This is a genomic window from Rhodomicrobium sp. R_RK_3 (assembly GCF_002198715.1).
Lineage (GTDB): Bacteria > Pseudomonadota > Alphaproteobacteria > Rhizobiales > Rhodomicrobiaceae > R-RK-3.
The window spans coordinates 11,896-37,966 of sequence record NZ_MWLK01000026.1 but is presented as its reverse complement, the minus strand read 5'-3'; the positions used below and the strand labels follow the sequence as shown (position 1 = coordinate 37,966).

Below are 26,071 nucleotides of genomic sequence, written 5' to 3'. Positions count from 1 at the left end.
GCCAATCCGCAGCCTGATTCCCTCTCCCTGGGGAGAGGGTTAGGGTGAGGGGTTGGTGCCTCACGGCTCGCTCACGAACCCCTCACCCGGCGCTTCGCGCCGACCTCTCCCAAGGGAGAGGTTGCGCTGCGGCAAGCGGACAGGGCTTTGTTTCCAACGCAGCGGTCAATGCTTGACCTCGTCCGCCTCCTCGATCTGCATCCGGCGGCCGCGATTGTCGAAGAAGGCGGATTTGTTCAGCTCCAGCCGATTGCCCTTGACGCGCTCCTCGGTGTCGAGCAGGCGCAGTTTTGCAAGCCGGTCGGAAATCGGGCCGGATGCGGGATCGCGCGAAACGAAGAACGCCACCGCGTCCCACCGCCCAGGCGCGCCCTTCAGCAAGCGGCGCATGGCCGCCCAGTCAACCTCGTCGCCGATGACATGCAGATAGGTCGATGCCACCGGCTCGACCGTGATGTCGCCGACCTCGAGCACCAGGATCAGCGCGGTAAACGGCCCGCGCGCGAATTCCTCGACGATCCAATCGTCAAAATCGGGAAGCATGGCGTGCTCCGCAAAGGCTGAAGGTTTGGCGGAAGAGAGTGGGAGTCGAACCCACGAAAGACCGCTCTAAACGGCCTCCACTGGCTTTGAAGGCCAGCCGCACCACCGGGAACGTATCTCTTCCAGTTCGCATCACGCCACCGCGCCGAAATAGCTGAGGCGGTCGGCGCGCACCCGGCGGCGATCGCCGCGCCGGATGGTAACGCCTTGTCTATCAAGAAATTCCAGGATCTGGATAGCCACTTTGCGGCCGCTGTCGATACGGTCGCGGAAGGCGGCGGCGGTGACTTCGCCATGCGGGTTGGCAGCGGCGATGTCGAAGGCGATCTGGATCATCTCGGCCACCGCCTCGCGCAGGAAGAAATGGTCGTGCGCCACTTCGATGACGCGGCCGAGCCGGACGAGACGGCGCATCAGATTGCGCATATCCTCCTCCTCGACGTCCAATTCGACGGCGAAGTCGCGCACGCGCGGCGGCTTGAAGCGGTTGGCCTGGATGACGGCATGGATGTGCCGCCACAGCCTTTCTTCCTCGGCGCTGAGGCTGACCTTGTGGCTCGGCAGGCGCAGCCACGGCCCGTCATCGACCACGCCGCCGATCTTGCGTTCCGCGCCCAGCACTTCGGCGAAGGCGTCCTTGGTCAGCTTGACCGGCATCATGTTGCGCAGCCGCTCGGCCTGCAGGCCGGGATGGTTGGGCGATTTCTCGTGATGGGAGGCGAGGGTGGCGATCAGCGCCTCGCGCGCGGCGATCCAATGGTCGCGGCCGAAGACGATGCCGCCGGCGATCACCGCGCCGAGCCGCTCGAACAGCGCGGCGGCTTCCTCGGGGCGCAGATTCTGGGCGAGCGCGAACGCGGCGCGCTCGAAGAAGCCGGGCGGCGCCGCGAGCAGGAGCCGCACTGCCTCGGCCGTGGCATTGTCGAGCGCTTGCAGCCGTTCCAGCCGGTCGGGTCGGCGGCGATGGCGGGTGGAGGCGAACGGGTCGATCACCACGCCGCCGCCGATGGTCGCCTGGGCTGAGGCGTCGCGCAGGATCAGGCGGTCATGGGCGAGCGCGCCGATGGGCTGGTCGAGGACGATCTGGGCGAGGGCCGACTCGCCCGGCGCGAGCGTGTCGCCCTCGAGCAGCGCGACGCGGCCCATGCCGTGCGCGGCGGCCAGATGCACATGCACCGGCGTCCAATGCTTGAGCGGCTTTTGCTCGCCGGCGAGATAGTCGAGGCGGACGTCGATGACCGAGGTCGGCGCGTGCAGCTCGGGCGACAGCACCCAGTCGCCGCGTGCGATGTCCTCCTTGCTCACGCGAGGCCCTGCGATGTTCAGCGCGCAGCGATCCCCGGCGACGGCGCGTTCGGCCGGCTGGTTCTGGGCGTGCAGGCTGCGCACGCGGGCCTCAAACCCCTTCGGCGAGACGGTCAGCCGGTCGCCGACGCGGATCTCGCCGGAGAACAGCGTGCCGGTGACGACGAGGCCCGCGCCTTGCAGGGTGAAGACGCGGTCGATGGCGAGGCGCGGATAGCCGCTGGCCGGGCGGCGCTCGCCGCTATGCATGGCGAGCAGGTCGCGCAAGCCTTCGATGCCCTCGCCGGTCAGGCTGGAGACGGGCAGGATCGGCGCGCCGGCCAGTTTCGTCGGCGCCAGCAGCGCCTGGATTTCGGCGATGCGGCGGGCGCGCAACTCGCCGTCGGCGAGGTCGGCCTTGGTCAGCGCGACGATGCCGGTCTCGATGCCGAGCAGATCGACGATCTGCAGATGCTCGACGGTCTGCGGCATGACGCCGTCATCGGCGGCGATGACGAGCATCACGAGGTCGATGCCGGTCGCGCCCGCCAGCATGTTATGCACGAAGCGCTCATGGCCGGGCACGTCGACGAAGCCGCCGATGGTGCCGTCCGGCAGCGGAAAATAGGCATAGCCGAGGTCGATGGTGATGCCGCGCTTCTTCTCCTCGGCCAGCCGGTCGGCATCGACGCCGGTGAGCGCCTTCACCAGCGCGGTCTTGCCATGGTCGATGTGACCCGCCGTGCCGATAATCATGGCGCGTCACCGGGCGGCGTATCGGCGAGGCGGGCGGCTTCGGCGCGCTCGGCTGGCGTGGCGGCGGCTTCGGCCTTGGCGATGAAGGCGTCGGCGACGTCGCTGCGGCCCTTGCGGGCGCGGTAGAGCCAGGTCAGCGCGGCGACGATGTCGCGCGGCACGCCACTGCCCATCAGATAGGCCGCGCCCAGCATGGCCTGCGCGTCATGCTGGCCGAGCGCCGCCGCCTTGCCCCACCACTCGGCGGCGGCCACCACGTCGCGCTCGACGCCGAGGGCGTTGTGATAGAGGTCGCCGAGGCGGGCCATTGCCTCGCGGCTGCCGGCATTGGCGGCTTGCAGGCCGTATTTCAGCGTGCGGGCATAATCCTGGGTGACGCCGCCGCCGACCAGATGCATCCAGCTCACCATGTCAGCGGCTTCCGGGTCGCCGAGATCGGCGGCGCGATTGTACCATTCGCCGGAAATGGCGTGGTCCTGGGGCACGCCGCGGCCCTCGAAATAGAGCAGCGCCAGATTGCGCATGGCGGTCGCCTGCCCGGCGCGGGCGGCGCGGGTGATGAGCATGGCGGCATGGGCCTCGTCGCGGGTGACGCCATCGCCTTCGAGATAGAGCGCACCCAGCGCATTGAGCGCGCGGGGCTCGCCCGCCTCGGCGAGCGGCACCCACAGGCCGAGCGCCTTGCGCGTGTCGCCGGCCTTGTGCGCGGCGAGGGCGGCTTCCAGCCTCTCCGGTACGCTCGGCGGCGGTGTGCGGAGTGGCGACAAGAGACGCCCGATCAATCCCATGGCTGCCCCCTAAACCGCGAGATCGGCGAATTGGGCGGCGAGGGCGGGCTCGTCATGGGCTTCGAGGCAGCGGAGGTCGAGCCAGAGGCGCCCATCGGCGATGCGGCCGATCACCGGCACGGGCAGGGCGCGCAGCTTCGCGGCGAGCGCTTCGAGCCGGGTGCCGGAGCCGCGCGCCTGTTTGGCGGCGAAAGTGATCGCAAAACTCGGCATCAGGTCGAGCGGCAGCGCGCCGGAGCCGATCTGGCTGTGGCAGGGCGCGATTTCGGCGGTGAGGCCGCCGGGCAGTCTGGCGGACAGCGCGGGCAGCAGGCGCTCGGCGGCGGCGCGGATGTCTTGCGCGGGGCGGGCGAGCAGGCGGATGGTCGGCAATTGCGCGCGCAGACGTTCCGGGTCGGCGTAGAGCTTCAGCGTCGCCTCGATGGCGGCGAGCCGGATCTTGTCGAGCCTGAGCGCGCGCTTCATCGGATGCTTGGCGATCTGGCGGACGAGGTCCTTGCGCCCGGCGATGAACCCGGCCTGCGGTCCGCCGAGCAGCTTGTCGCCGGAGAAGGTGACGATGTCGGCGCCCGCCTTGATCGAGGCGGCGGCGGTCGGCTCGTAGGGCAGGCCGTAGCGGCGCAGGTCGGTCAGCGTGCCGGAGCCGAGATCCTCGATAACCGGGATGCCGCGTTCGCGCCCGAGCGCCGCCAATTCGCTGATGGCGATGGATTTGGTAAACCCCTTGATGGCGTAGTTCGAGCAATGCACCTTCATGATGAGTCCGGTCTCCGGCCCGATGGCGCGCTCGTAATCGGCCAGATGGGTGCGGTTGGTGGTGCCGACCTCGACAAGGCGGCAGCCCGCGTCGCGCATGATGTCGGGAATGCGGAAGGAGCCGCCGATTTCAACCAGCTCGCCGCGCGAGACGATGACGTCCTTGCCGCGCGCGAGCGCCGCCAGCACCAGCAGCACGGCGGCGGCATTATTGTTGACGGCGGAGGCAGCCGCCGCGCCGGTCAATTCCGTTAACCACGCTTCGATATGGCGGTCGCGCTCGCCGCGCTGGCCGGCCTCCAGCTCATATTCGAGCGTCGTCGCCGCGCGCATCGCCTCGACCGCCGCTGCGATGGCGTCCTCGGCGATGAGGGCGCGGCCGAGATTGGTGTGCAGCACCGTGCCGGTGAGGTTGAAAACACGCCGCTGAGACTGCGCGAAGCGCCTGGCCAAATCCGTCCGCGCCGCCGCAGCGACCGACGCCTCGTCCGCCCCGACCCTGCCCTCGCGGATGGCGCCCGCAATCCCGCGCAGCGCCTCCACGACCGGCACACGGCCATATTCCGCCTCCAAAGCCGCGACGGATGCCCATTTCAGCATCGCATCGACGGAGGGCGGCACGGGGCGCTTGGCTCGCCCGTCTGGCACTGGGGCGTCCTCTTGGGGTGTGCCTAGATCACCGGCACGAAGGGGTTTGGCGCGTGACGTTTCCATCCGGCATTATTGACCATAAGGTCGAGCGAAAGCGTTGCTAGATCGTCGCAAAGCGCCTCGACGGCCATATTTTTTTGTTGATAGAAGATCTTCGAGTAGGTTCGGCAATCGTCGCAGCTCTCGCATTTGGCAACGCCATCGCCGCCTTCGATCTCCTGATATGCGACGTCCTTTTCCGTCCCGCAAGTGATGCAGGCGACGCGGACATAATGCCAACTCGTCGAACACAGTCCACAGCTTAGGAAACGGCGGCCGAAGGCGTGGTCGGCGACCACCACGCCCGCCACCGGCGGCGAGCCGCAGCAGGGGCACAGGCCGGGCGCGTCGAGCGGCTTGATCGCCTCCTTCGGGAGGAGGCTCGCGATGCGTGCGAATTCGACCTGCAGCGCGGCGACGGCGAAGATCGCCTCGCCCTGCCAATGCGGCGGGATCGCGCTTTCCAGATGCGCGCGGGCCAGATTGTCCAGATGTTCGTCGGGCGCCTCGCCGAGGCCCGCCAGCACGTCGATGGTTGCCTGGGGCAGGCCGTCGCGCGAAATATTGGCGGCGATGAAGCGCAGCGCGGCGCGATAGGTCGCGGTCGGCACCCAGCTATCGGTGGCGATCGGCGGCATGGCGTGTTCCCGCGCCCGGGCGATCGCCTCCGCCGAGGGCGGCACGACCTCGCCGGCGAGCAGGCTGGCGTCGGCCTGGGCGCTGAACACGCGGACCATCAGGCCGAGAAAGCCGGCGGCCGGATTGGCGGCTGCCAGGGTTTTCATGCGGGCGGCGCGTATTTCGAACAAGGCAGGATACCGCGGCAGACGAACAAATTCGTCTGCCGCGGCCTTACCTATGCTCAGATCCCCGAATTGGGGTGTCTGTCCACTCATTCAGCCGGTACTCGTTTCTCGTCCCTGACTTCCTGGCGCAGCCATTTGCGGTGATGTCGCCAGGACCAGCCGGCCGTGACGCTGCCGCGCATCATGGCCCGCACCGTGCCGCGCACCCAGACGGCCGCATAGGCATGGACGATCCACAACAGCACCGCCGCGACTGCCGCGCCGGCATGCACGACAACGGCCAGTCGCCGCTGGTCGATGTTGAAATCATTGGCGAAATAGACGTCCCAGATCACCACGCCGCTGGTGACGAGCGCGGCGATGGTGAAGGTCATGCCCCAGAAATACAGCTTCTGGCCGGCATTGTAGCGGCCGACTTCCGGCAGCCCGTCCTCCTCGTTGCGCAGCACCGCGCCGAACTTGCCCAGCCAGCGGAAATCATCGACCGTCGGGAAGTTGTAGCGGACGAAGCGCAGGAACAAACCGAGGAAGCTGATCACCAGCACGACGCCGATGAACGGATGCAGGATCCGTGTCATCTGGCCGCCGCCGAACAAATTCGTGAGGAAAAACAATGACGGATGGAACAAGGCGAAGCCGCTCAGCGCGAGCAGGATGAGCGATCCCGCCGTGATCCAATGGTTGATGCGCGCCCACGCCGTGTAGCGCGCAACGATGCTGTCGTCGTCATCACGAGACATCGCGACCTCCCGTCAGCGCCTTGGCGTGTTCCACATCCTCCTCCGTGACTTCATTCGGTCCGGCGGTAATATAGTGGATGAACGCGATGACACCGGCCAGCGCGATGCCCCCGAGCGACAGTGGCTTGAAGATGCCCTTCCACAAAGCCACAGTATCGGCGATCTGCGGCTTGTTCGGAAGACCCGCATAAAGCTGGGGCTGATCGTTGTGATGCAGAACATACATCACATGCGTGCCGCCGACACCTTCCGGATTGTAGAGCCCGGCATTGGCAAAGCCGCGCTCCTTCAGATCTTCGATGCGGCCTTGCGCATGTTCGATCATGTCTTCCTTGGAGCCGAAGTAGATCGCCTGGGTCGGGCAGGCCTTGGCGCAGGCCGGAGCCTGTCCGACGGCCACCCGGTCCGAGCACAACGTGCACTTGTAGGCCTTGCGGTCGACATTTGAAATGCGCGGGATGTTAAAGGGACATCCCTTCACGCAATATCCGCAGCCAATACAATTCTCCGAGACGAAATCGACGATACCGTTCTGATATTGCACGATCGCGCCCGGCGACGGACAGGCCTTCAGGCAGCCCGGATCGTCGCAGTGCATGCAGCCGTCCTTGCGGATCAGCCATTCCAGATTGCCGTCCGGATTGACCCATTCGGTGTAGCGCATCAGCGTCCAGGTATGCTCGGTCAGGTCGTGCGGGTTGTCGTAGACACCCACATTGACGCCGACCTCTTCCTTGAGGTTGTTCCACTCGAGGCAGGCGACCTGGCAGGCCTTGCAGCCGATGCATTTGGACACGTCGATGAGCTTGGCGACCTCCACGGCCGTGCCGCGCACGCTGGGCGGCGGCTCGGTCGTGGCGGAGCGGCGGCGAAGGTCGAGAGATTGGTATGTTGCCATGACTTATCTCCCTAGCCTTGCTGTTTCTTGGAGGACGACACGCTGGCGACGGCGGGTTCCGTCACCGGCGGCGTGGTCGGCTCGACATCGACCAGATACGCCTTGAATTCCGGCGTCTCCGAATTGGCGTCGCCGACCACCGGGCCGAGCACGTTGACGCCGTAGCCCTTCTTGGCCGCACCGGTGAAGCCCCAGTGGATCGGGATGCCGATGACGTGCTGGACCTTGCCGTCGACCTTCAGCGGCTGCAGCCGTTTCGTGACCACGGCCTTGGCTTTGACGAAGCCGCGGTTCGAGGAGACTTTCACCCAGCCGCCGATCTTGATGCCCTTCTCGGCGGCGAGCTGTTCGGACATCTCGACGAAAAATTCCGGCTGCATGACGGCGTTCGGCAAGACGTGCTTCGACCAATAATGGAAGTGCTCCGTCAGGCGATAGGTCGTCGCCACGATGGGGAATTTTTCGGCGCTGCCCAGGGCCTCCCGGTCGCCCTTGAACATGCGGGCCACCGGATTGCCCTTGATCGCCGGGCTCATCAGATTGGCGATCGGGGCTTCCATCGGCTCGTAATGCTCCGGGAACGGTCCCTCCCGCATGCCGGTGCGGGCGAACAGGCGGGCAACGCCCTCCTGCTGCATGATGAACGGGCCGACCGACTGCTCCGGCTTGATGGTCGGGCCGTAATCGGGCACGTCGAAACCGACCCAGCGGCTGCCATTCCACTGGATGAGCGGCTTTTGCGGCGCCCACGGCTTGCCCGCCACGTCGGCGGAAGCGCGGTTGTAAAGGATGCGCCGATTGGCCGGCCAGGCCCAGGTCCATTTCGGGGCCAGGCCGGTGCCGCCGGGATCGGTCGTATCCCGCCGTGCCATCTGATTGCCGGCATCGGTGAAGCAGCCGGAATAGATCCAGCAGCCGCAGGCGGTCTTGCCGTCGTCGGTGAGCTGGGCAAAGCCGTCGAGCTGTTTGCCCGCCGCCAGGATGATCTTGGTCGGATCGGCCGGGTCGGTGATGTCCTCGAGCACGCGCCCGTTCAGCTCCTTGGCCAGTTCCTCAGGCGTCGGAGCATGAGGCGTCTGGTAGTTCCAGGTGAGGTTCAGGATCGGATCGGGGAAGGCACCGCCTTCATTGACATACATCGTCTTCAGCCGGAGGAAGATCTCCGCCATGATGTCGATGTCGGTCTTGGTCTCGTAGGGCGGCTCCTGGCCCGGCCAGTGCCATTGCAGCCAGCGCGAGGAGTTGGTCAGCGACCCTTCGTCCTCGGCGAAGCTGGTGGTCGGCAGCTCGAACACTTCGGTCTGGATTTCCTCAGGCTTCGAATCGTTGAACTCGCCGTGGTTTTCCCAGAAACGGGCCGTTTCCGTTTGCAGCGGGTCCATCACCACCAGCCATTTCAGCTTGGCCAGCGCCTGAAGATTCTTGGCCTTGTTCGGGAACGACATCAGGGGATTGAAGCCCTGACAGATGTACCCGTTCATCTTGCCATTATACATCAGGTCGAAAGCGCGCAGGATGTCGTAGGTGACATCGAGCTTGGGCAGGTAATTATAGGCCCAGTCATTCTCCGCCGTCGCCGCCTTGCCGAAAATCGACTTCTGGAAGCTGACGAAGAACTTCTTGTAATTCTGCCAATAGCTGGTCTGACCGGGACGCAAGGGCTTGAAGCCGCGCGAACTCATATAGGTTGCGAGGTCAGGCTCCTTCTGCGTGGGCATGTTGAGATAGCCCGGCATCAGATGCGACATCAGCCCGACGTCGGTCAGCCCCTGGATGTTGGAGTGGCCGCGAAGCGCATTCATGCCGCCGCCGCGCACGCCGATATTGCCCAGCAAAAGCTGGACCATCGCCATGGTGCGGATGTTCTGGGCGCCCTTGGAATGCTGCGTCCAGCCCAGCGCGTACATCGAGGTCATCGCCTTGTCGGGCTTCGAGGTCGAAGCCATGTACTCGGCGACTTTCAGGAACTTCTCCTTGGGCGAGCCGCAGATGCGCTCGACCAGTTCCGGCGTGTAGCGGGAATAATGCTGCTTCATGAGCTGATAGACGCAGCGCGGATCCTGCAAGGTCATGTCGACCTTGGCGAACCCGTCCTCGCCGATCTCGTAGTCCCAGCTCGACTTGTCGTAGTCGCGCTTGACCTCGTCATAGCCCGTGAACAAGCCGTCCTTAAAGCCGAATTCCGGCTTCACGATATAGGCGGCATTTGTGAAGTTCAGCACATATTCCTTCTGAATCAAATCGTTGCTCAGAAGGTAATTGATGACGCCGCCGAGGAAGGCGATGTCGGTGCCGGGACGGATCGGGCAATAGTAATCGGCCACGGACGCGGAACGGGTGAAGCGGGGATCGACGACGATCAGCTTCGCCTTGTTATGCGCCTTGGCTTCCGTCACCCATTTGAAACCGCATGGGTGGGCTTCGGCGGCATTGCCGCCCATGATCACGATGACATCAGAATTCTTGATGTCCATCCAGGTATTTGTCATCGCACCGCGACCGAATGTTGGGCCCAAACTGGACACCGTCGGTCCGTGTCAAACACGCGCCTGGTTATCGAATACCACCATGCCGAGAGAGCGGACCGTCTTCCAGGTCATGAACGCCGTCTCGTTGGTCGTGGCCGAAGCGGCGAGCATGCCCGTCGTCAACCAGCGATTGACCGTCACGCCTTCAGGATTGGTCGCGACGAAATTCTTGTCGCGGTCTTCCTTCATCAGCTTGGTGATGCGGTCGAGCGCGAAATCCCAGGACACGCGCTCCCACTTATCCGAGCCGGGCTTCCGGTGCAGCGGATATTTCGTGCGCGTCTTGGAATGGACGAAATCCAGAAGACCCGCGCCTTTCGGGCACAGCGTGCCGCGATTGACCGGGTGATCGGGATCGCCTTCGATATGGATGACTTCCTGCTTGGCGTTCTTGGATTTGTCGCCGAGCGAATACATCAGGATGCCGCAGCTCACCGAGCAATAGGGGCATGTGTTGCGCGTCTCAGTTGTCCTGGCAAGCTTGAAGGGGCGAACCGCTTGAGCGAGCGCCTTCTGGTCTTCACCGAAGCCCAGCACGGCCATGCTCGAAGCGAGCGCCGCACCTCCACCAGCTTTCAGGAAACTACGCCGATCTAATTCCATCGCGGTTTCCTCTCCCATGGGAACAATGGCGGTAAGCCTCGTCCCACCCGAAAGCGCATCTGCATGCAGAAATGCGCTCGATTTCGCAGCCACTTATGAAATGGAATGCGATTTCATAATCTCACGCGATCGAAAGCCGCGTCAATAGCCGCCCTATCCGACTAAAGGCTGACGCGGCATAAGCGCCTGATGGAGAATGGGAATCCCCGGAGCACGCAGGCTTGATACCGGCTTTGCGATCTGTCAGAGTTTTTCGAGGCGTCTTGGGCTCGCCGCCATGGCTGGGCAGGGTGGCGCCGCGAGCGGACGATCAACCGAAAATCTTGCATGGATGACATTGCATGAGCCGGCTCCCCGACGCGGCGCCGATGAATGCGCTTTTGCCGGGATCGCCGGTATTGGCGGTGGATATCCGCCTTGGCAGGCCGGGTGGATCTTGCGCCGGAGCGCGGCGCGCCAGCGTTGTTAGCCGATGAAGCCGAAAACGCAATCTCCGGTCGTCAAGGACGTGGTGCTCATTGGCGCCGGCCATGCCCATGTGCAGGTGCTGAAGCGCTTCGGCATGAAGCCGATGCCTGGCGTCCGCCTGACGCTGATCACCCGCGAAGTGCATACGCCTTACTCCGGGATGCTGCCGGGGCTGATCGCGGGCCTCTATGATTTCGACCAGGCGCATATCGACACTGGGCCGCTCTGCCGCTTCGCGGGCGCGCGGCTCTATCAGAGCGCCGCCATCGGCATCGACCTGCCCTCCAAGATGGTCATCTGCGACAACCGCCCGCCGGTGCCTTACGACATCCTCTCGATCAATATCGGCTCGACGCCGAACACGGCGAGCGTCGCGGGCGCGGCGGACCATGCGGTCCCGGTGAAGCCGATCGACGGCTTCCTGGCGCGTTTCGAGGCGCTGCGCCAGCGCGTCCTCAAGGCGCGCGGCGAACGGCGCATCGCGCTGGTCGGCGGCGGCGCGGGCGGCGTCGAGCTGATGCTGTCGCTCGAGCGGCGGCTCCGGGGCGATCTGGCGGCGGCCGGGCACGACCCGGCGGCGGCGCGTTTCACCCTGGTCAGCGACCCGGAGGTGCTGCCGAATTTCCCCGAAAGCTTCGTTGCGCGCTTCGAGGCGATCTTCCAGGAGCGCGGCATCGAGATCGTCACCGGCAGCGCCGTCTGCCGCGTCGAGCGCGGCCTGATCCATTTCCAGAACGGCGGCAGCCGCGCCGCTGACGAAATCCTCTGGGTGACGCAGGCCCAGCCGCCGTCCTGGCTGAAGGCGACGCGGCTGCCGCTCGACGAGAAGGGGTTTCTGCGCGTCGATGCCCAGCTCCGGGCCGAGGGCGAGAGCGATGTGTTCGCCGCGGGTGACGTCATCGCCTTCCAGCCGCGCCCGCTGCCGAAATCCGGCGTCTATGCCGTGCGCGCCGGCCCGGTGCTGACGGAGAACATCCGGCGGCGGCTCAGCGGCGGGCAGCTCACCAGTTTCAAGCCGCAGCGCGAGGCGATGTATCTGGTCTCGACCGGCGAGCCCTACGCCATCGGCACCCGCAACGGGCTGGTCTTTGCGGGCGAATGGGTCTGGCGCTGGAAGGACCGCATCGACCGCCGCTTCATGGCGAAGTTCAACGAATTGCCGGAGATGGCCGAGCCGGAGGCGGCTGCCGCCTCGCCCGTCTCGGACGGGCGCGCGCTGGCGGAGATCGCGGCGGTGCCGATGCGCTGCGGCGGCTGCGGCGCGAAAGTGGGCGCCACGGTGCTGACGCGGGCGCTCGGCGGCATCCGGCCGTTCGCGCGGCCCGAAGTGCTGGCCGGGCTGAACGCGGCCGACGACGCGGCGGTGATCGACACCGGCGGCGAGCAGCTTTCGGTGCAGACGGTCGATTATTTCCGGGCCATGGTCGACGACCCCTATCTGTTCGGCCGCATCGCCGCCAATCACGCGCTCGGCGACATCTACGCCATGGGCGCGGTGCCCCAGACGGCGCTCGCCATCGCCACCCTCCCCTATGGCATCGAAGCCAAGGTCGAGGCGGACCTCGCCGCCATGATGGCCGGCGCCAACGAAACGCTGAGCGCGGCCGATTGCACGCTCGCCGGGGGGCACACCAGCGAAGGCGCGGAACTGGCGCTCGGTTTCGCGGTCACCGGCCTCGTGCCGCGCGATGCCGTCCTGCGCAAGGATGGCGCGCGGGTGGGCGACCGGCTGATCCTGACCAAGCCGCTCGGCACCGGCACCCTCTTCGCCGCCGACATGCGCGGCAAGGCCAAGGCGCGCTGGGTGATGAACGCCGTCGCCCATATGCTGCAATCGGGGCGCGCGGCGTCCGAGATTTTGGTCCGGCACGGCGCCCATGCGGCGACGGACATCACCGGCTTCGGCCTGATCGGCCATCTGGTCGAAATGCTGAAGGCCGGCGGCGTCGGCGCGCGGCTGGACATGGGCGCGATCGCCGCGCTCGACGGCGCGGCGGAGACGCTGGCGGCGGGCATCGTCTCCTCGCTGCAGCCGGAGAATTTGCGCCTGCGCCGCGCCATCGCCGAGGGCGGCGCGCGCGACCATCCGCTGTTCCCGCTGCTGTTCGACCCGCAAACCGCCGGCGGCCTGCTCGCCGCCGTCCCCGCCGGGCAAGCCGAAGCCTGCCGCGCCGATCTCATCGCCGCCGGCTACGACCGCGCCGCCATCATCGGCACCGTGACCGAGGCCCCGCCCGGCGGCAAGCTGGTCGCGCTCGGCGAGGCGGACTGAGCGCCTAGTCCGCCGCGTCCGTCCTCGGCGGGCAGCGCCCGGGTTTCAGGTCGATCAGCGGCGTGCCGTCGAGGCAGTCCAGGCCGCGCACCAGCAGCGCCGATCCCTCCACCCCGGCGATGGCGACGCCGGAGACGCCGATCGGATTGGGCCGCACCGGCGAGCGCAGCGCGAAGGTGCCGCGCGTCGGTCCGTGGCCCGGGCTCTGGATCACCAGATCGCGCCGGGCCTCGTGCAGCCAGTAGAAAACCTCGATCCGCTCCAGTTCGGACACGCCCTCGAGCGCCGCCCCCCAAGGCTCGAAAATCTCGATGCGGCAGACCGGTCCCTCCGGATCGCCGCGCTTGGGACATTCCGCCCGCGTCGCCCACGGCGTGCGGATGCGGCCGATGAAAACCAATCCGGCATCGGTCGGCGCGGGGGCGGCGACGGCGACCTCGTTGGGCCGGATATCGCTCAGGCCGGGCATCTCACTCATCTGTCGTCCATCCTCTTGCAAATCCGGGCCCACGCTCACGGCGCGAGCACCTGCGCCAGCGCCTTCATATCGGCCGCCGACTGCGCCGCCGCGCTGGCCTCGATGCGGCGGTAGCGGGCGACGATCTCGCGGCCGAGATCGGTCAGCATGGCGCCGCCGCCGCCGCTGCCGCCCGTCTGCTTGACCACCAGCGGCGACACGAACACCGCGTTCAGCCCGTCGATCAGCAGCCAGGCGCGCCGGTAGGACATGCCCATCGCCTTGCCTGCCGCCGAGATCGAGCCGCGCTCCTCGATCAGCTCCAGCAATTGGATCTTGCCGGGCCCCAGAAACGCCCGCTCGCCGAATTTCACCCGCAGGAACAGCGTCGGCGCCTCGGCGCCCGCGGGCCGGTTCTGGGCGCGGCTCGCCTCCGGCGCGTCGGAGATGGTTTTCTTCGTCATGCCTCCGCCCGTCGCAGATTGCAGAAAATCGCCGCCATGTTGCACCTTGTGCCCTGCCGCGTCCATGGCTGCCGCAAATCCCGCCCGCTTGAAATGCCGCCACGGCCTCTTAGTTAATGGCGACCCTCAAGGGGAGTCCAATCATGAACATCATCAGACTCAATTTTGCCCGGCCCGCCGCCGTCGAATCCGGTGACACCGCCGAGCGTCCCGCCGCTGCCCCCCGCGCCGATGAAGACGCCGCGATGGACGCCTATTCGCGCGTCGTCACCGGCGTCGTCGAGCGCGTCGGCCCGGCGCTGGTCGGCATCAGGCGGCTGCGGTCGAAGAATGGCGAGGGGCCGCAGGGCGCCGAAGGCGGCGGCTCCGGCATCGTCATCACGCCGGACGGCTATGTGCTCACCAACCATCACGTAGTGATGGGCGCGCCCGCCGTCGAAGTGCTGCTCGCCGACGGCACCGTCGCCAAGGCCGAAATGGTCGGCTCCGATCCCGACACCGATCTGGCGCTCCTGCGCGTGCACCGGCACCAGCTCTCCTCGGTCGAACTCGGCGACAGCGCCGCGCTGCGCCAGGGCCAGTTGGTCGTCGCCATCGGCAATCCGTTCGGATTGCAGGCGAGCGTCACGGCGGGCGTCGTCAGCGCCCTGGCCCGCACGCTGCGCGCCAGCAACGGCCGCCTGATCGAAGACATCATCCAGACCGACGCCGCCCTCAATCCCGGCAATTCCGGCGGCGCGCTGCTCGACTCGGCGGGCCGCGTCATCGGCGTCAACACCGCCATCATCGCGGGCGCGCAGGGCACCGGCTTCGCCGTGCCGGTCAACACCGCCAAGCGCGTCATCCCGGAGCTTCTGCGCTATGGCCGGATCGAGCGCGGCTATCTCGGCATTGCCGGCCAGACGGTGCATTTCCCCCGCGCCGCCGCCGACCGCATGGGCCTGAAGACCGCCTCCGCCGTGCAGATCATCCAGGCCGTGCCGGGCGGACCGGCGGCGGCGGCGGGCATCATCCAGGGCGACGTCATCATCTCGATCAACGACCGCCCGGTGCCGAGCGTCGACGACATCTACAAGCTGCTCGACCGCCAGGCCATCGGCCAGGAGCTGAAGGTGAAACTGCTGCGGCGCGGCGAAATGATGGCCTTGACGCCCCGCGTCGCCGAACAGCCGGCGCGGAAATAGCGGGAGCGTGGCGAGGGGCTGACGCTTAGATGCGCGCAGCCCGCCACGATCCACAGCCGGACTCCTTCTCCCGATAGGAGAGGGTCAGGCAGCGACCGCCTCACGCGCCTAGTAGCACCGCGCCGCTCCCCGCCTCACCCGCTCTCGCGCATCAACGCGCAGAAGCGGTCGAGCGGGGCGGGGTCGCGCATCATGGTGACCGGGATGCTGAAATGGCCGCGGTCCCAGATGAAGCGGTTGGCGTCGGGGATGTGCCAGCGGTCGATGGCGTCGGCGCCGCTGGCATATGGGGTGACGCGGTCGCGCTTGCCGAGCACGGTGACGATGCGCTCCGGCGGCGTCACGGGGCCGCGCGACGGCGCCAGCAGCGCCAGATAATCCTCCAGCGGCTCGGGCCGCCAGCCTTTCGCCTCGACGATTTCGCGGCCGCCCCATATCCGCATCAGGTCGCCATGCCGGACGGCGTCCTGGATGGTGCCGCAATGGGCGATCAGCAAGAGTGCTTCGGGTTGCAGGCGGGCGGGCCAGTCGCGGGCGCGGTCGGCGGCGAGCTGGGCGGTCAATGCGCCAAGACTAGAGCCGCCGAAGGCCAGCGGGCCGGATGAGGTCTTGCGCGCCCAATCGGCCAGCACCGACCATTCGCGCACGGCGCCGGTCATCAGATCGAGACTGCCCATCGGGAATGTCGAGATCATGCGCTCGCCGCCATAATGACCGGGCGTCCGCCGCCGTCCGTGCCAGGGCGCTTCCGGCCGGATGACGCGGATGCCGCGCGCCCGCAGCGCGCCGACCTCGTCGATCAGCCCGCGCCAGTGGTCGAACTCGATGCAGATGCCATGGCCGAAGATCAGCGTCGGCGGATCGGTGACGCCGTCCGGCTCGTAGACGCGGGCATGGACGCGGTCGGCGAGGCGGCCGGAGGGGCTGTCGAAGCTGATCCAGAAATCGCGGCCCTTGGCGGTCGGGATGGCGCGGGTTCGCGTCAGCTCCGGCATCGGGTCGGGTGGGGCGAAATAGGGCGCCGGGTCGGCCAGCGCCGCGCCATAGACGGCATCGACTTCGGCGGGTGTCGGCGGGTCGAAATTGACGCGCGGCGTTGCCGGGGTGATCAGGAAGCGGAACTGGCGGCGCAAGCCATTGTGATCCTGCCGGGCGGCGAGCCGCGCCGTCTCCAGCGCCATGCATTCGGTCTCGCTGGCCGCGCCGCCGCCGGTGCCGATGCCGTCGAACAGGGCGCGGTGCCACGCCGCATCGACGGCCTCCGCGCGGACGCGGGCCTCTTCCAGCCGCGCCAGCAGCCGGACCAGCCGGTCGCGCTGGCCCGGGCGCGGCTCGGCGGGGACGGCCTCGTAAAAGCGCTCGGGCGAGCCCTCGGCGACGGTTCCGGCGGCCCACAGGCGCGACAGCGGGAAGAACCAGCGCCTGAGCGCCCAATGGGCGGCCGGATCGAGCCAGGGCCAGCCGCAGAGCCACCCCGCCGCCGCGCGCAGGGGATCGCCGGTGCGGCCATTGCCGCGTGGGGGCCGCTCGGGCGCCGGCATCTGCGGTTTCACGAATTCGCGTTCCGCCAAGCCGGACCGCCGCTTGCGCATGGTCATCATCTTGTCCTCGAAGGCTGGCCGCGCTGTCGGGCGCGCGGCAATGCGTTCGGCATTTGGTGGCCGCCCCAGGGCGGTGCTATCTTTCCCCAAAACAGCCGCCCGATCCAGTCCGCTTTGCCGCGCGGCCGGAAGACGAGCGCGCGCAAGGGGAGAACGGGCATGGGGAGCACGGTGACGCTGCCGCTCTGGCTGGCGGTACTGACGGCGGGCCTCGCGGTCTGGGCCATCCTCGACCGGCTGCTGATCCCGAGCCTGCGCTGGGCGCTGCGCCGCCGCGCCAACCGCGCCATCGAGGAGCTGAATTCCCGGCTGCATCTGCGCATCCGCCCGTTCAAATCGACCCGCCGCCAGGTGCTGGTCGACCGGCTGCTGTTCGACCCCGACATCATCGAGGCGATCGAGCAGCACGCCAGGGAAACCGGCATCCCGCGCAGCGTCGCCATGGACCAGGCCAGGCGTTATGCCCGCGAAATCGTGCCCTCCTTCAGCGCCTATACCTATTTCCGTGTCGGCACGCGGCTTGCCCGGCGGCTGTCGCAACTGCTCTACCGGGTGCGTGTCGGCTATACCGGCGATCTGCGCGAGGTCGATCCGGACGCTTCGGTGGTGTTCGTCATCAACCACCGCTCGAACATGGATTATGTGCTGGTGACTTACGTTGCGGCCAGCGCCTCGGCGATCAGCTATGCGGTCGGCGAATGGGCGCAGGTGTGGCCGCTGCGCGAGCTGATCCGCTCGATGGGCGCCTATTTCATCCGCCGCAATTCGCGCGATCCGCTCTACCGCCGCGTGCTCGCCCGCTATGTCGCGACGGCGACGCAGGCGGGCGTCGTGCAGGCGGTGTTTCCCGAAGGCGGCCTCAGTCTCGACGGGGCGCTGAAGGAGCCCAAGCTCGGGCTCATCAGCTATATGGTCGCCGGGTTCGATCCGCGGGGGCCGCGCGATGTGGTGTTCATTCCGGTCGGGGTGAATTACGACCGGGTGCTGGAGGACCGGCTGCTGACCGGCGCGGCGGCGCGGGCGGTGGGTGGCGGACGCGCGGCGTTCAAGATCAGCGGGCGCAAGCTCCTTGGCTTCATCGCCAACAGCTTTTGGCTGATGGCGCGCGGGCGCTGGTACCGCTACGGCTATGCCTGCGTCAGTTTCGGCAAGCCGATCTCGCTGCGCGCCTATCTCGCCGAGCGCCATGCCGATCTTCGCACCCTGACGCCGGAGGCGCGCGAGGCGGAGATCGCCGGACTCGGGCGTATGCTGATGCGGCAGCTCGGAAAGACCGTGCCCGCTCTGCCGGTGTCGCTCGTCGCGCTGGCGATGCGGGAGGAGCCGGAGCGGCGCCTGACGGCCTTCGAGCTGAAGGGCCGCGTCTACGACCTGATGCAGCGGCTCGAGGCCGAGGGCGCCTATATCCACATTCCGCGCCAAGACCGGGAATATGCCATCGATGTCGGCGTCCGGATGCTGCTGTTGCGGCGGCTGATCCTGGAGGAAGACGGTCTCTACCGCATCAACCCGGCCGAGACTGTGCTGATCGCCTATTACGCCAACGCCATCGCCCATCTCGCCGGAGCAAAACCGCCCGCCCCGCGCGAGATCGGGGCCGCCGCAGCGCCGGTTGCGGAGGCCATGGTTTAACGCGCACGGCTTGCTTCAGCCGCGCGGATCGCTATCTGTGTGCCATGCGCGCATTCGCCGACCTGCTCGACCACCTCTATTTCAGCCACAGCAACCTCGCCAAGGCCGCGCTGCTGCACGATTATTTCCGCCGCACCCCCGACCCGGACCGCGGCTGGGCAGTCGCCGCCATCGCGGGAGAGTTGCGCTTCGACCTGTTCAAGCGCGCCATCGTCCGCGACCTGATCGTCGAGCGCGCCGACCCGGTGCTGTTCGCCATGTCCTACGACTATGTCGGCGAAATGTCGGAGACCGTGGCCCATCTCTGGCCCGCGCCGCCAGCCGGCGCCGAGCCGCGCGAGCTGCCCCTGCTGCACGAGATCATCGCGGAATTCGGCCGGCTCAGCAAAGCCGAGATCCGCGTTTACCTCGCCTCCCTGCTCGACATCGCGACGCCCGCGCAGCGCTGGGCGCTGCTGAAGCTCGGCACGCAGGGCCTCCGCGTCGGCATCTCGGCCCGGTTCATGAAGCGCACCCTGGCCGATTATGGCGGCGTACCGCTCGCCGATGTGGAGGAGGTCTGGCACGGGCTCACGCCGCCCTATGCCGATCTGTTCGACTGGCTGGAAGGGCGCGCGCCAAAGCCCGACACCAGCGAGCAGGTGGTGTTCCATCCGGTGATGCTGTCCAACGCCATCGACGACGCCGATATCGGCCTCATCACGCCCGAGGAGTTTCAGGCCGAGTGGAAATATGACGGCATCCGCGTGCAACTCGTCAGCCTGCCGGCGGGCAAGGGGCTGTTCTCGCGCACCGGCGACGATGTCAGCGCCGCCTTCCCCGATCTGCTCGACGGCATCGACTTTCATGCCGTGCTGGATGGGGAACTCGTCATCCGCAAAGACGGCGAAGTCGCCTCCTTCAACGATTTGCAGCAGCGCCTCAACCGCAAGACGCCCAGCGCCAAGCTGATTGCCGACGCGCCCGCCCATCTCGTGCTCTACGACGCGCTGCGGATCGAGGATCTCGACCTGCGCGCCCTGCCGCTCACCGAGCGCCGCGCCCATCTTGACCGCTGGTATATCGAGACGCAGCCGCGCGCCATGGACCTGGCCCAGCCGCTCCCTTTCGACGGTCCCGAAGCGCTGACAGCTTTGCGCGCCGCCGCGCCGGAACTCGGCGGCGTCTTCGTCGAGGGGCTGATGCTGAAGCGCAAATCCGGCCCCTATGTCGCCGCGCGTCCGCAAGGCCAGTGGTACAAGTGGAAGCGCGACCCGAAGCTCGTCGACGCTGTGCTGATGTATGCGCAGCGCGGCAGCGGCAAGCGCTCGAGTTTTTATTCGGACTACACGTTCGGCCTCTGGCGCAACGAGGAATTGCTGCCGGTAGGCAAGGCCTATTTCGGCTTCACCGACGAGGAACTGCGCCTGCTCGACCGCTGGGTCCGCAACAATACGGTCAACCGTTTCGGGCCGGTGCGGGAGGTCGAGAAGGCGCTGGTCTTCGAGGTCGCCTTCGACAGCGTGCACGCCTCGACGCGCCATAAATCCGGCGTCGCCATGCGTTTCCCGCGCATCAACCGCATCCGCTGGGACAAGCCGGCCGACGAAGCGGACAGGCTGGAGACTCTCGAAAAGCTGATCGGCTGAGACGGGCGAAGGCTTGCGGCCGCCGCCGCCGCGTTCTAGCCTCTCGGCAACGAAAACCCGGGAGGTCCGATGCTCAAGATCTATGGCCGCGCCAATTCCATCAATGTGCGCAAGGTGTTGTGGGCCGCCGACGAAATCGGCATCCCGTTCGAGCAGGAGGACGACTGGGGGCGCGGCTTCAAGCCGCTGACCAATCCGGCCTTCCTCGCCATCAACGCGCTGGCCCTCATCCCGGTGATCGATGATGACGGCTTCATCCTCAGCGAATCCAACACCATCGCCCGCTATCTGGCCGCCAAGCACGGCCGCACCGACCTGCTCCCCGCCGACCCGAGGGGCCGCGCCGAAGTCGAGCGCTGGATGGACTGGCAGGTCAGCGATCTGTCCGACCGGGCGCGCGGGGCGGTGATGTCGATTATCTTCAAGGCGCCGCTGCCGGGCGGCGAGGAGGTCATCCGCGCCTCGCTTCAAACCTGGCCGGAGGCGATCGGCATGATCGAGGCGCAGCTCACGCGCACGGGCGGCTATATCGCGGGCGCCAATTTCACGCTCGCCGACGTGGCGATCGGCCTATCAGTCAACCGCTGGATGGCGACGCCGTTCGAGGGCAAGCCGGAATTCCCCGCCGTGGCCGCCTATTACGAGCGCCTCAGCGAGCGCCCGGCCTATCTGGCGCATGGCCGGAACGGCAAGCCGTAAAGCGGCATCGGTTTAGGCGGAAATAACGGCCGTCCGCAAACACCCGGGCGGCCGTCAGGCCGGACCGGGAGCCGTTCGCGGATCAGGCGTCAGCGCGCCGGCATCATGTCGGATTTGCTGGATTCGACCACATTATGCATGCCGCGCGTGACCTCGGGCTCGCCGGGCTTTTTCTCGGGCGCGGCCTGCGGTTCCTCGGCATTGAGCGTCGCCGCCGTCTGCTGCTGCTGCTGCTGTTGCGCGACGACCGGCCGGGGGGGGAACGGCGCGGTCACGGCGCCGGCCAGCGAGACGCCGCTCGCCTCATTGCCGCCGCCACGGGGCGCGGGCTGGGCGGGCGCGGTCCATGCCGACGCTGCCGGCTGCGCCGGGATCGCCGCCGTCGGCTGCGACGCGGCGGCGCGCTGCGGTGCGCCTGCCGCCGTCTGAGGCTTCGGCGCGGGCGTCGCGGCGGGCGCGTAGGAGGCGAGGCGGCTCGCTTGCGTCGTTACCGGCGAGGAGGCCGGCGCGTTGCTGGCCATGACCTGGTTGGCGAACGGATTGAACGGCTCGATCGGCGCGCGGCGATAGGCCGGGCAATCGGCGGACGGATCGGGCACGCCCTCGAAGCCGATGAAATTGGCGTTGACCAGATAGTTGCGCGAGCAGACCGAGACCTTCGGCGGAATGCGCGAAATTTCGAAATCGTCATAGCCGGTCTTCAGCGTCCGCCAGAAGCTGATCCACTTGCTCTCGCGGTGGCGCTTCATGTTCTCGTCGGTCATGCGGAACGGGAAGGCATGGACCTGGAACTTGGTCTGGCCGCCGGCGAAGGATTCGCGGGCAAGCGCGTAAATCTCCTCGATCAGCGCGTCGGTCATGGCGTAGCAGCCGGCGGACCGGCAATCGCCATGCACCATCAGCGCGCTGCCGGTGCGGCCATTGGCTTTGTCATAGGCGTTCGGGAAACCCATGTTCCAGGCCAGATGGAACTGGCTGTTCGGGTTCATCTGGCCCGGCGTGATGGTGTAGAAGCCCTCGGGCGACTGCTTGTCGCCGGTCGCGACCTTCGGTCCGAGTTCGCCGGAGAAGGTGCAGATCGGGTAGGTCTTGAACAGGTAGAAGCGCTTGTCCGGCTTTTCCTTCCAGATCTCGAGCTGCGACTCTTCCTTGAAGATGCGCACGAAGATCGGCGACTCCTGCGTCATGCCGCTTTTGGCGAGCAAAGCCTGTGTCTCGGGAGAGAGCTGCTTCAAGGCCGGCAAGACATCGGTGCTGCCACCGAAAGGACACCCGCCGAGCAAGACAGCGGTCGCAGCAAGCAACGCAAACCGAATAACGATTTTCACGGACATGTCATGTGCCCCTTGCACGCGCCGAGAAGATCGACTCATCGTGTTTAAATTAAGTTAACTACGACCCATAACAGGACGCTGACGGCTGATTCGCAAGCGGTATCATAAACCTGGGAAAAAACGGCGGCTTTTTGACCAGCTTGGCGATTTCGGCTCGCGCGCGACGTTATGTGTCAGCAGTGCGCTCAACCTTAAGAGGCTTTAAACGCCCTCCGGCTAGTGTCTTCGACCCGCCGAGGGCTGGCGGGCGGGCGGGCTGCCTTGAAAGCGGGATCTGGAAGCACCGCACTTGCAACGGCGGTTCGCCGGGTACGGGAGGTGCCTCGAGGTCGGCTCGCGCTGCCGCGCTCCCACCCATGTCTATCTAAGGCAATCCCCTTTAGCCCCACACCTTTTGTCGTCGCCGCGAAGGCTTGGATGACAAGAAAAAGGCGATTGTCCGTTTGACAAACCCATCGACTCATTGCTGACTCCCGTCAGGCAACGAAAGATGGAGTCCGTCATGGGCATTCGGTACGAAAACTTAGACGATATCACTCGGGCCTCTATGGTTCTTGAGATCCAAAATGATATTGAGCAAGGCACGCTCTACCTAAGCAACTACCTGACCGATATCGGGAAGGCAGATTGGCCGAACCTTCTTAAAGAGGCCGCGCAGCTTCACGATGATGACTGGCTTGCTCAACACCTTCGCCTTGACGGACGTCTATTGCGTCAAGTTCAGCGAAGAAAGCCGAAAGGCGGCTTTACGATGGCTGACGTGCCCGTCACCGCGAACACTACTATGGCGGAAGGCGAGTTCAACAGGTTCTATATCCGGGCTATCTGTGTCCGTGCCATTGAGGCCGGGCATGACAATGTCTTGATCTATCGTGGACGACACTCGGCTGATCCGCGCTCGGAATCCGAGATGCTGGTTGGCAATCCTATCCTAGCGACGGGCTTGCTCAACGACCTGAGAGAGAAACCGGGCGTAGATGCTGCTCTCGGTCTGGCGAAGCCAAACTCCGGGTTGAGCGTCAAATTGATGTCATGAAAACGTCAGGTGGCTCTTTTCGTCCAGCCGATACGATCTGGACCCGTCCTCATCTTCGAGAATGAAAAGTTCGGCGTCTCCTGCAATGCCTAATCCGTATCGATGAGAGAGCTCTGCAAGTTCCTGAAGATAGGCCTGCAGTACGGCTTCCGTTGCGTCCGGCACTTCTGCCTCCATCCGATTAACATCCCATCTTGGCAAAATGCATTTTTTGCCAATGGGTTCCGGGCACGAAAATCCCCGGCTGAATGACCGGGGTTGAAAGGGGACGCCGATAACGAGGTTCAGCGACTCTTTGCTTTGGTTGGCCTTGCCATCTTGGCTCCGCCGCTACCCTTACTAGCTCGGTTTGGTTTCTCGTCCTTCCGCGGCGGTGGCGAGGACGCTACGCGCTTCATCAACTCGTCAACGGCTTCTTCGCTGTTGTCGCAGCCTAGCTCGCGAGCAGCCCTTACGAACCGTTCATGCTGATTATGCGGCTTGTGTTGAGACATGCCTTACAACCTTATCTATCGCTCCGGAGCGTCCTTCGTCCCAGACAGCCAGTTCCAGATCACTATTAAGAGCACGCGACTGAGTTCTTTTGTTGATGCGAACCGGATTAGTGTCTTCGTAAATCAGAAATGGAATTACGTTTTCAACTTTGTTTAACTCAAGCTCCTTCGAGAAAAGGATTGCTTCTAAAGCTTTTTGTTCGTTCGAAACCGCAAAAATTGCAGCAACACGCCCTGATTTGTGCCGCACAACGACGTCCGCTTTGTAGTCACGTAGCGCCCCGACCGGCACTTCATTTTTTTCGACCTGCGCATCGTCTCCCAGACGATCACGCAAAGCAAGAAATACATCATCCTTGAACGTATTTCGAACCGTATCGCGGTTTAACATCTGAAGATCTTGAATGCGATTCAGGAACGATAAAAACTGTGGAACCAGTTTTGCCACTTCAGATTCTTCGCACCATTCAGTGTGAAACAGAATACTATTTTGGTTAAATAGAATATTGTGCTGTTTTAGCAATGAATCCAACTGCTCTAGTCTCGTATCAGACGAGAAATCTACACCAATTCCCTCCAGCTCAGCGATTGTTGCACCATCATCCTCAAGGCGGACACGCCCGCCTTCAGATCTGACGTAGAAAACCAGATTGTCGCCGGACACCCAGCGAAAAGGCGACTTCACAGCGTAACCGAGCGGCACCACTCGAACCGAGAAACCTTCACACAATGCATGGCATATCTGCTCTTTCAGGGTCATATGAGCTCGCCTTGAGCAACAAAACGATACCTGCTAGCGGCAATGGTCAAGGCGTTTGCCCGTGTAACATTGAAGGTGATCTCACATTCGTCCCGCGCAAATGTCGGCCAGGAAACCATTTTTTGAGTGTCTCTCCAGACGCCCGGATAGGTTTGCAACGCCTCACCTTTTACATAATGGCAATGCCAGCCTTTGTGAGACGTGTGTAGCTCGTGATGACATAAGATAGCGCTGTCGCCACTTAGATCTATCGCCAATATTGAGGCGAAATATTCTGTTTGCTCGTTAAGCTTGATCAGCACTCGAAAGGCGTGCCCAAGGGCACGGAACGTAACGACCCGCCAGCACCAGTTTTGACCTAAGCTTATCCCTCCCTTGGCTCTTGAGAGAGGAAAAAACCGTTTTGCAATTTTCCCTGACTGCCAGCCGGTAATAATTACATCGGTTTTTTGAGCGCGGATTATGTCGCCCAGCTTCACGCAAGCCACCCTTACGCCTATGTAGTTAAAGCTTAGGCTACTTCTTCATCAGGCCGTCGATAGGTAAGTCTCTTACCCTGAACGCCCTGCATAGCCCTAATCAATCGTGTAGAGTCATCGCAGCCGCGTGATGCTCTGTTATTGTACCTAAACTCAAATTCAGCCAAATATCTATGCAAATGCTTTTCAGCGCAATGCTGATAAACGCCCTTCATGCCGCGCTTGAAGATGCTGAAATAGCCTTCCAGCGTGTTGGTGTGAATCTCGCCACGGACGTTTTCGCCCTTGCCATGGCTGACCACGCCATGCTCTGCAAACTCGTTGCGCAGGTGAACGTACTGACCGGCTTCGTCCGTCATCACGCGAGCTTCGCGGGCGATGTTGGCCTTGAGGATCGGAACTAGCGTCTTAGCCTTCACATCGTCAACGTGAAGGGTGCGAACTTCGCCGCCGCGCTCTACCAAGGCTAGCACGGCGTGCTTGTGAGCATAGCCACGGCCTTCTTCTCGCCCTTCGACTTGACGCCCTTCTTCTCGCCGATGAAGGTCTCATAAGCCTCTACAATGCCGCCAGCGCCGCCCATCGGGGCCATGGCACCGGAGCGCATGGCCTCGCGCAAACGGTGAGCCATGAACCAAGCCGCCTCATAGGTAATTTCCAGCGTGCGGTGAAGCTGGTGCGAGCTGATGCCCTTCTTCGAGCTGCAAAGAAGGTGAGCAGCCTGGAACCACTTGTGCAGCGGAATGTGGCTCGACTCAAACACGGTGCCGACCCGAACCGTAAACTGCTTGCGGCACTTGCTGCACTTTTTCAAGCCGTGACGGACAACGCCTTCCGGGTTCTTCTTGCTCGGCTTGCTGCGGACACCCTTGAGAGCGTAAATGCGATCTGTGTTGCTGCAATGGGGGCAGACAGGGCCATTGGCCCAAAGCAGAGCCTCAAGGCGCACAAACGCTGCTTCTTCATCATGAAAATGAGGCTTATTAAGAACAGACATAACCAGAATCCCCTAACTCATTGACATCAATGTAATGTCACACTGGGTTTGTCAACCGTATAATTGCCAAGAAAAACGGACGTGCATGCGTAAAAGCGGGATAATTTGGCCGGCGGGAAAGCGCCGAGCCTTCCGCAGCCCCCCCCCCGGATCTGCATCGCGACGATCCGAAAT

21 protein-coding genes, 1 tRNA gene and 1 pseudogene are annotated in these 26,071 nt (G+C 65.0%); 6 read left to right on the top strand and 17 right to left on the bottom strand.

The features are described 5' to 3' along the window. Positions 1-165: 165 nt before the first annotated feature. From BLEFHOIH_RS14545 to fdnG, 9 genes are all read right to left on the bottom strand, one after another. On the bottom strand, positions 166-543 hold the full coding sequence (locus BLEFHOIH_RS14545; RefSeq protein WP_088346675.1) for a hypothetical protein: 378 nt from the start codon (positions 541-543) through the stop codon (positions 166-168). A 26-nt stretch (positions 544-569) separates the two neighbouring features. Continuing rightward, positions 570-667, bottom strand: a tRNA-Sec gene (locus tag BLEFHOIH_RS14540). An 8-nt stretch (positions 668-675) separates the two neighbouring features. Continuing rightward, positions 676-2,583, bottom strand: a complete 1,908-nt coding sequence (selB, locus tag BLEFHOIH_RS14535; protein WP_088346673.1) for a selenocysteine-specific translation elongation factor — start codon at positions 2,581-2,583, stop codon at positions 676-678. Further along, entirely contained in the window at positions 2,580-3,371 is a 792-nt protein-coding gene (locus BLEFHOIH_RS14530; RefSeq protein ID WP_088346671.1) for a tetratricopeptide repeat protein, read from the bottom strand. The genes selB and BLEFHOIH_RS14530 overlap by 4 nt, the downstream gene beginning before the upstream one ends. A 9-nt stretch (positions 3,372-3,380) precedes the next feature. After that, positions 3,381-4,775, bottom strand: coding sequence for an L-seryl-tRNA(Sec) selenium transferase (gene selA, locus BLEFHOIH_RS14525; RefSeq protein WP_280950372.1), 1,395 nt, complete (start codon positions 4,773-4,775; stop codon positions 3,381-3,383). Between the two features lie 23 nt (positions 4,776-4,798). Further along, on the bottom strand, positions 4,799-5,713 hold the full coding sequence (fdhE, locus tag BLEFHOIH_RS14520; RefSeq protein WP_088346667.1) for a formate dehydrogenase accessory protein FdhE: 915 nt from the start codon (positions 5,711-5,713) through the stop codon (positions 4,799-4,801). Then, positions 5,710-6,363, bottom strand: coding sequence for a formate dehydrogenase subunit gamma (locus tag BLEFHOIH_RS14515; RefSeq protein ID WP_088346665.1), 654 nt, complete (start codon positions 6,361-6,363; stop codon positions 5,710-5,712). Before BLEFHOIH_RS14515 ends, fdhE begins: the two co-directional genes overlap by 4 nt. After that, a complete protein-coding gene (gene fdxH / locus BLEFHOIH_RS14510) occupies positions 6,353-7,261 on the bottom strand; it encodes a formate dehydrogenase subunit beta (RefSeq protein WP_088346663.1) in 909 nt (302 codons plus the stop codon). Before fdxH ends, BLEFHOIH_RS14515 begins: the two co-directional genes overlap by 11 nt. An 11-nt stretch (positions 7,262-7,272) precedes the next feature. Further along, the gene (gene fdnG / locus BLEFHOIH_RS14505) at positions 7,273-10,392 is read right to left on the bottom strand and encodes a formate dehydrogenase-N subunit alpha (RefSeq protein WP_140421882.1); all 3,120 of its coding nucleotides are present in this window, start codon (positions 10,390-10,392) and stop codon (positions 7,273-7,275) included. 472 nt (positions 10,393-10,864) lie between these two features. Between fdnG and selD the strand changes: the two genes are divergently transcribed. Then, entirely contained in the window at positions 10,865-13,132 is a 2,268-nt protein-coding gene (gene selD / locus BLEFHOIH_RS14495) for a selenide, water dikinase SelD (RefSeq protein WP_088346660.1), read from the top strand. Positions 13,133-13,136: 4 nt separating this feature from the next. Here selD and tsaA read toward each other — a convergent pair whose 3' ends face one another. Together tsaA and BLEFHOIH_RS14485 are read right to left on the bottom strand one after the other, a co-directional pair. Then, entirely contained in the window at positions 13,137-13,601 is a 465-nt protein-coding gene (gene tsaA / locus BLEFHOIH_RS14490; RefSeq protein WP_088346658.1) for a tRNA (N6-threonylcarbamoyladenosine(37)-N6)-methyltransferase TrmO, read from the bottom strand. 44 nt (positions 13,602-13,645) lie between these two features. Beyond that, on the bottom strand, positions 13,646-14,053 hold the full coding sequence (locus tag BLEFHOIH_RS14485) for a LysR family transcriptional regulator (protein WP_088346847.1): 408 nt from the start codon (positions 14,051-14,053) through the stop codon (positions 13,646-13,648). Between the two features lie 143 nt (positions 14,054-14,196). Here BLEFHOIH_RS14485 and BLEFHOIH_RS14480 point away from each other — a divergent pair, with 143 nt between their 5' ends. After that, entirely contained in the window at positions 14,197-15,237 is a 1,041-nt protein-coding gene (locus tag BLEFHOIH_RS14480; RefSeq protein ID WP_088346656.1) for a trypsin-like peptidase domain-containing protein, read from the top strand. 134 nt (positions 15,238-15,371) lie between these two features. On the opposite strand, the gene BLEFHOIH_RS14475 is transcribed toward BLEFHOIH_RS14480, so the two are convergent. Continuing rightward, positions 15,372-16,835: a hypothetical protein gene (locus BLEFHOIH_RS14475; protein WP_210191849.1), complete on the bottom strand. Its 1,464-nt coding sequence runs from the start codon at positions 16,833-16,835 to the stop codon at positions 15,372-15,374. 162 nt (positions 16,836-16,997) lie between these two features. Here BLEFHOIH_RS14475 and BLEFHOIH_RS14470 point away from each other — a divergent pair, with 162 nt between their 5' ends. From BLEFHOIH_RS14470 to BLEFHOIH_RS14460, 3 genes are all read left to right on the top strand, one after another. Beyond that, entirely contained in the window at positions 16,998-18,470 is a 1,473-nt protein-coding gene (locus BLEFHOIH_RS14470; protein WP_088346846.1) for a 1-acyl-sn-glycerol-3-phosphate acyltransferase, read from the top strand. A 44-nt stretch (positions 18,471-18,514) separates the two neighbouring features. Next, positions 18,515-20,098, top strand: coding sequence for a cisplatin damage response ATP-dependent DNA ligase (locus BLEFHOIH_RS14465; protein ID WP_088346652.1), 1,584 nt, complete (start codon positions 18,515-18,517; stop codon positions 20,096-20,098). A 69-nt stretch (positions 20,099-20,167) separates the two neighbouring features. After that, positions 20,168-20,797: a glutathione S-transferase family protein gene (locus BLEFHOIH_RS14460; protein ID WP_088346650.1), complete on the top strand. Its 630-nt coding sequence runs from the start codon at positions 20,168-20,170 to the stop codon at positions 20,795-20,797. A gap of 89 nt (positions 20,798-20,886) precedes the next feature. Here BLEFHOIH_RS14460 and BLEFHOIH_RS27015 read toward each other — a convergent pair whose 3' ends face one another. Beyond that, positions 20,887-22,032, bottom strand: a complete 1,146-nt coding sequence (locus tag BLEFHOIH_RS27015) for a murein L,D-transpeptidase family protein (protein ID WP_245297013.1) — start codon at positions 22,030-22,032, stop codon at positions 20,887-20,889. A gap of 601 nt (positions 22,033-22,633) precedes the next feature. Here BLEFHOIH_RS27015 and BLEFHOIH_RS14450 point away from each other — a divergent pair. Then, positions 22,634-23,167, top strand: coding sequence for a hypothetical protein (locus BLEFHOIH_RS14450; RefSeq protein ID WP_125461717.1), 534 nt, complete (start codon positions 22,634-22,636; stop codon positions 23,165-23,167). Here the strand turns inward: BLEFHOIH_RS14450 and BLEFHOIH_RS14445 are convergent. The 4 genes and pseudogenes from BLEFHOIH_RS14445 to BLEFHOIH_RS14435 all read right to left on the bottom strand — a co-directional run bounded on the left by BLEFHOIH_RS14445 (position 23,162) and on the right by BLEFHOIH_RS14435 (position 25,897). Then, entirely contained in the window at positions 23,162-23,344 is a 183-nt protein-coding gene (locus BLEFHOIH_RS14445) for a hypothetical protein (RefSeq protein WP_088346645.1), read from the bottom strand. The genes BLEFHOIH_RS14450 and BLEFHOIH_RS14445 overlap by 6 nt on opposite strands. 294 nt (positions 23,345-23,638) lie before the next feature. Then, positions 23,639-24,421, bottom strand: coding sequence for a DUF1828 domain-containing protein (locus BLEFHOIH_RS14440; RefSeq protein ID WP_088346643.1), 783 nt, complete (start codon positions 24,419-24,421; stop codon positions 23,639-23,641). Next, a complete protein-coding gene (locus tag BLEFHOIH_RS26250) occupies positions 24,418-24,900 on the bottom strand; it encodes a hypothetical protein (RefSeq protein WP_125461716.1) in 483 nt (160 codons plus the stop codon). The genes BLEFHOIH_RS14440 and BLEFHOIH_RS26250 overlap by 4 nt, the downstream gene beginning before the upstream one ends. Positions 24,901-24,932: 32 nt before the next feature. Continuing rightward, a pseudogene (locus BLEFHOIH_RS14435) lies at positions 24,933-25,897 on the bottom strand (IS1595 family transposase). Positions 25,898-26,071: the final 174 nt, after the last annotated feature.

Coding starts and splice junctions, on each gene's coding strand:
- BLEFHOIH_RS14545 (WP_088346675.1), bottom strand. CDS start 543: ATGCTTCCCGATTTTGACGATTGGATCGTCGAGGAATTCGCGCGCGGG.
- tsaA (WP_088346658.1), bottom strand. CDS start 13,601: ATGCCCGGCCTGAGCGATATCCGGCCCAACGAGGTCGCCGTCGCCGCC.
- BLEFHOIH_RS14530 (WP_088346671.1), bottom strand. CDS start 3,371: ATGGGATTGATCGGGCGTCTCTTGTCGCCACTCCGCACACCGCCGCCG.
- BLEFHOIH_RS14475 (WP_210191849.1), bottom strand. CDS start 16,835: ATGACCATGCGCAAGCGGCGGTCCGGCTTGGCGGAACGCGAATTCGTG.
- BLEFHOIH_RS14515 (WP_088346665.1), bottom strand. CDS start 6,363: ATGTCTCGTGATGACGACGACAGCATCGTTGCGCGCTACACGGCGTGG.
- fdxH (WP_088346663.1), bottom strand. CDS start 7,261: ATGGCAACATACCAATCTCTCGACCTTCGCCGCCGCTCCGCCACGACC.
- BLEFHOIH_RS14460 (WP_088346650.1), top strand. CDS start 20,168: ATGCTCAAGATCTATGGCCGCGCCAATTCCATCAATGTGCGCAAGGTG.
- selB (WP_088346673.1), bottom strand. CDS start 2,583: ATGATTATCGGCACGGCGGGTCACATCGACCATGGCAAGACCGCGCTG.
- BLEFHOIH_RS14470 (WP_088346846.1), top strand. CDS start 16,998: ATGGGGAGCACGGTGACGCTGCCGCTCTGGCTGGCGGTACTGACGGCG.
- BLEFHOIH_RS14465 (WP_088346652.1), top strand. CDS start 18,515: ATGCGCGCATTCGCCGACCTGCTCGACCACCTCTATTTCAGCCACAGC.
- BLEFHOIH_RS14440 (WP_088346643.1), bottom strand. CDS start 24,421: ATGACCCTGAAAGAGCAGATATGCCATGCATTGTGTGAAGGTTTCTCG.
- selD (WP_088346660.1), top strand. CDS start 10,865: ATGAAGCCGAAAACGCAATCTCCGGTCGTCAAGGACGTGGTGCTCATT.
- BLEFHOIH_RS14445 (WP_088346645.1), bottom strand. CDS start 23,344: ATGGAGGCAGAAGTGCCGGACGCAACGGAAGCCGTACTGCAGGCCTAT.
- BLEFHOIH_RS14485 (WP_088346847.1), bottom strand. CDS start 14,053: ATGACGAAGAAAACCATCTCCGACGCGCCGGAGGCGAGCCGCGCCCAG.
- fdhE (WP_088346667.1), bottom strand. CDS start 5,713: ATGAGTGGACAGACACCCCAATTCGGGGATCTGAGCATAGGTAAGGCC.
- BLEFHOIH_RS14450 (WP_125461717.1), top strand. CDS start 22,634: ATGGGCATTCGGTACGAAAACTTAGACGATATCACTCGGGCCTCTATG.
- BLEFHOIH_RS14480 (WP_088346656.1), top strand. CDS start 14,197: ATGAACATCATCAGACTCAATTTTGCCCGGCCCGCCGCCGTCGAATCC.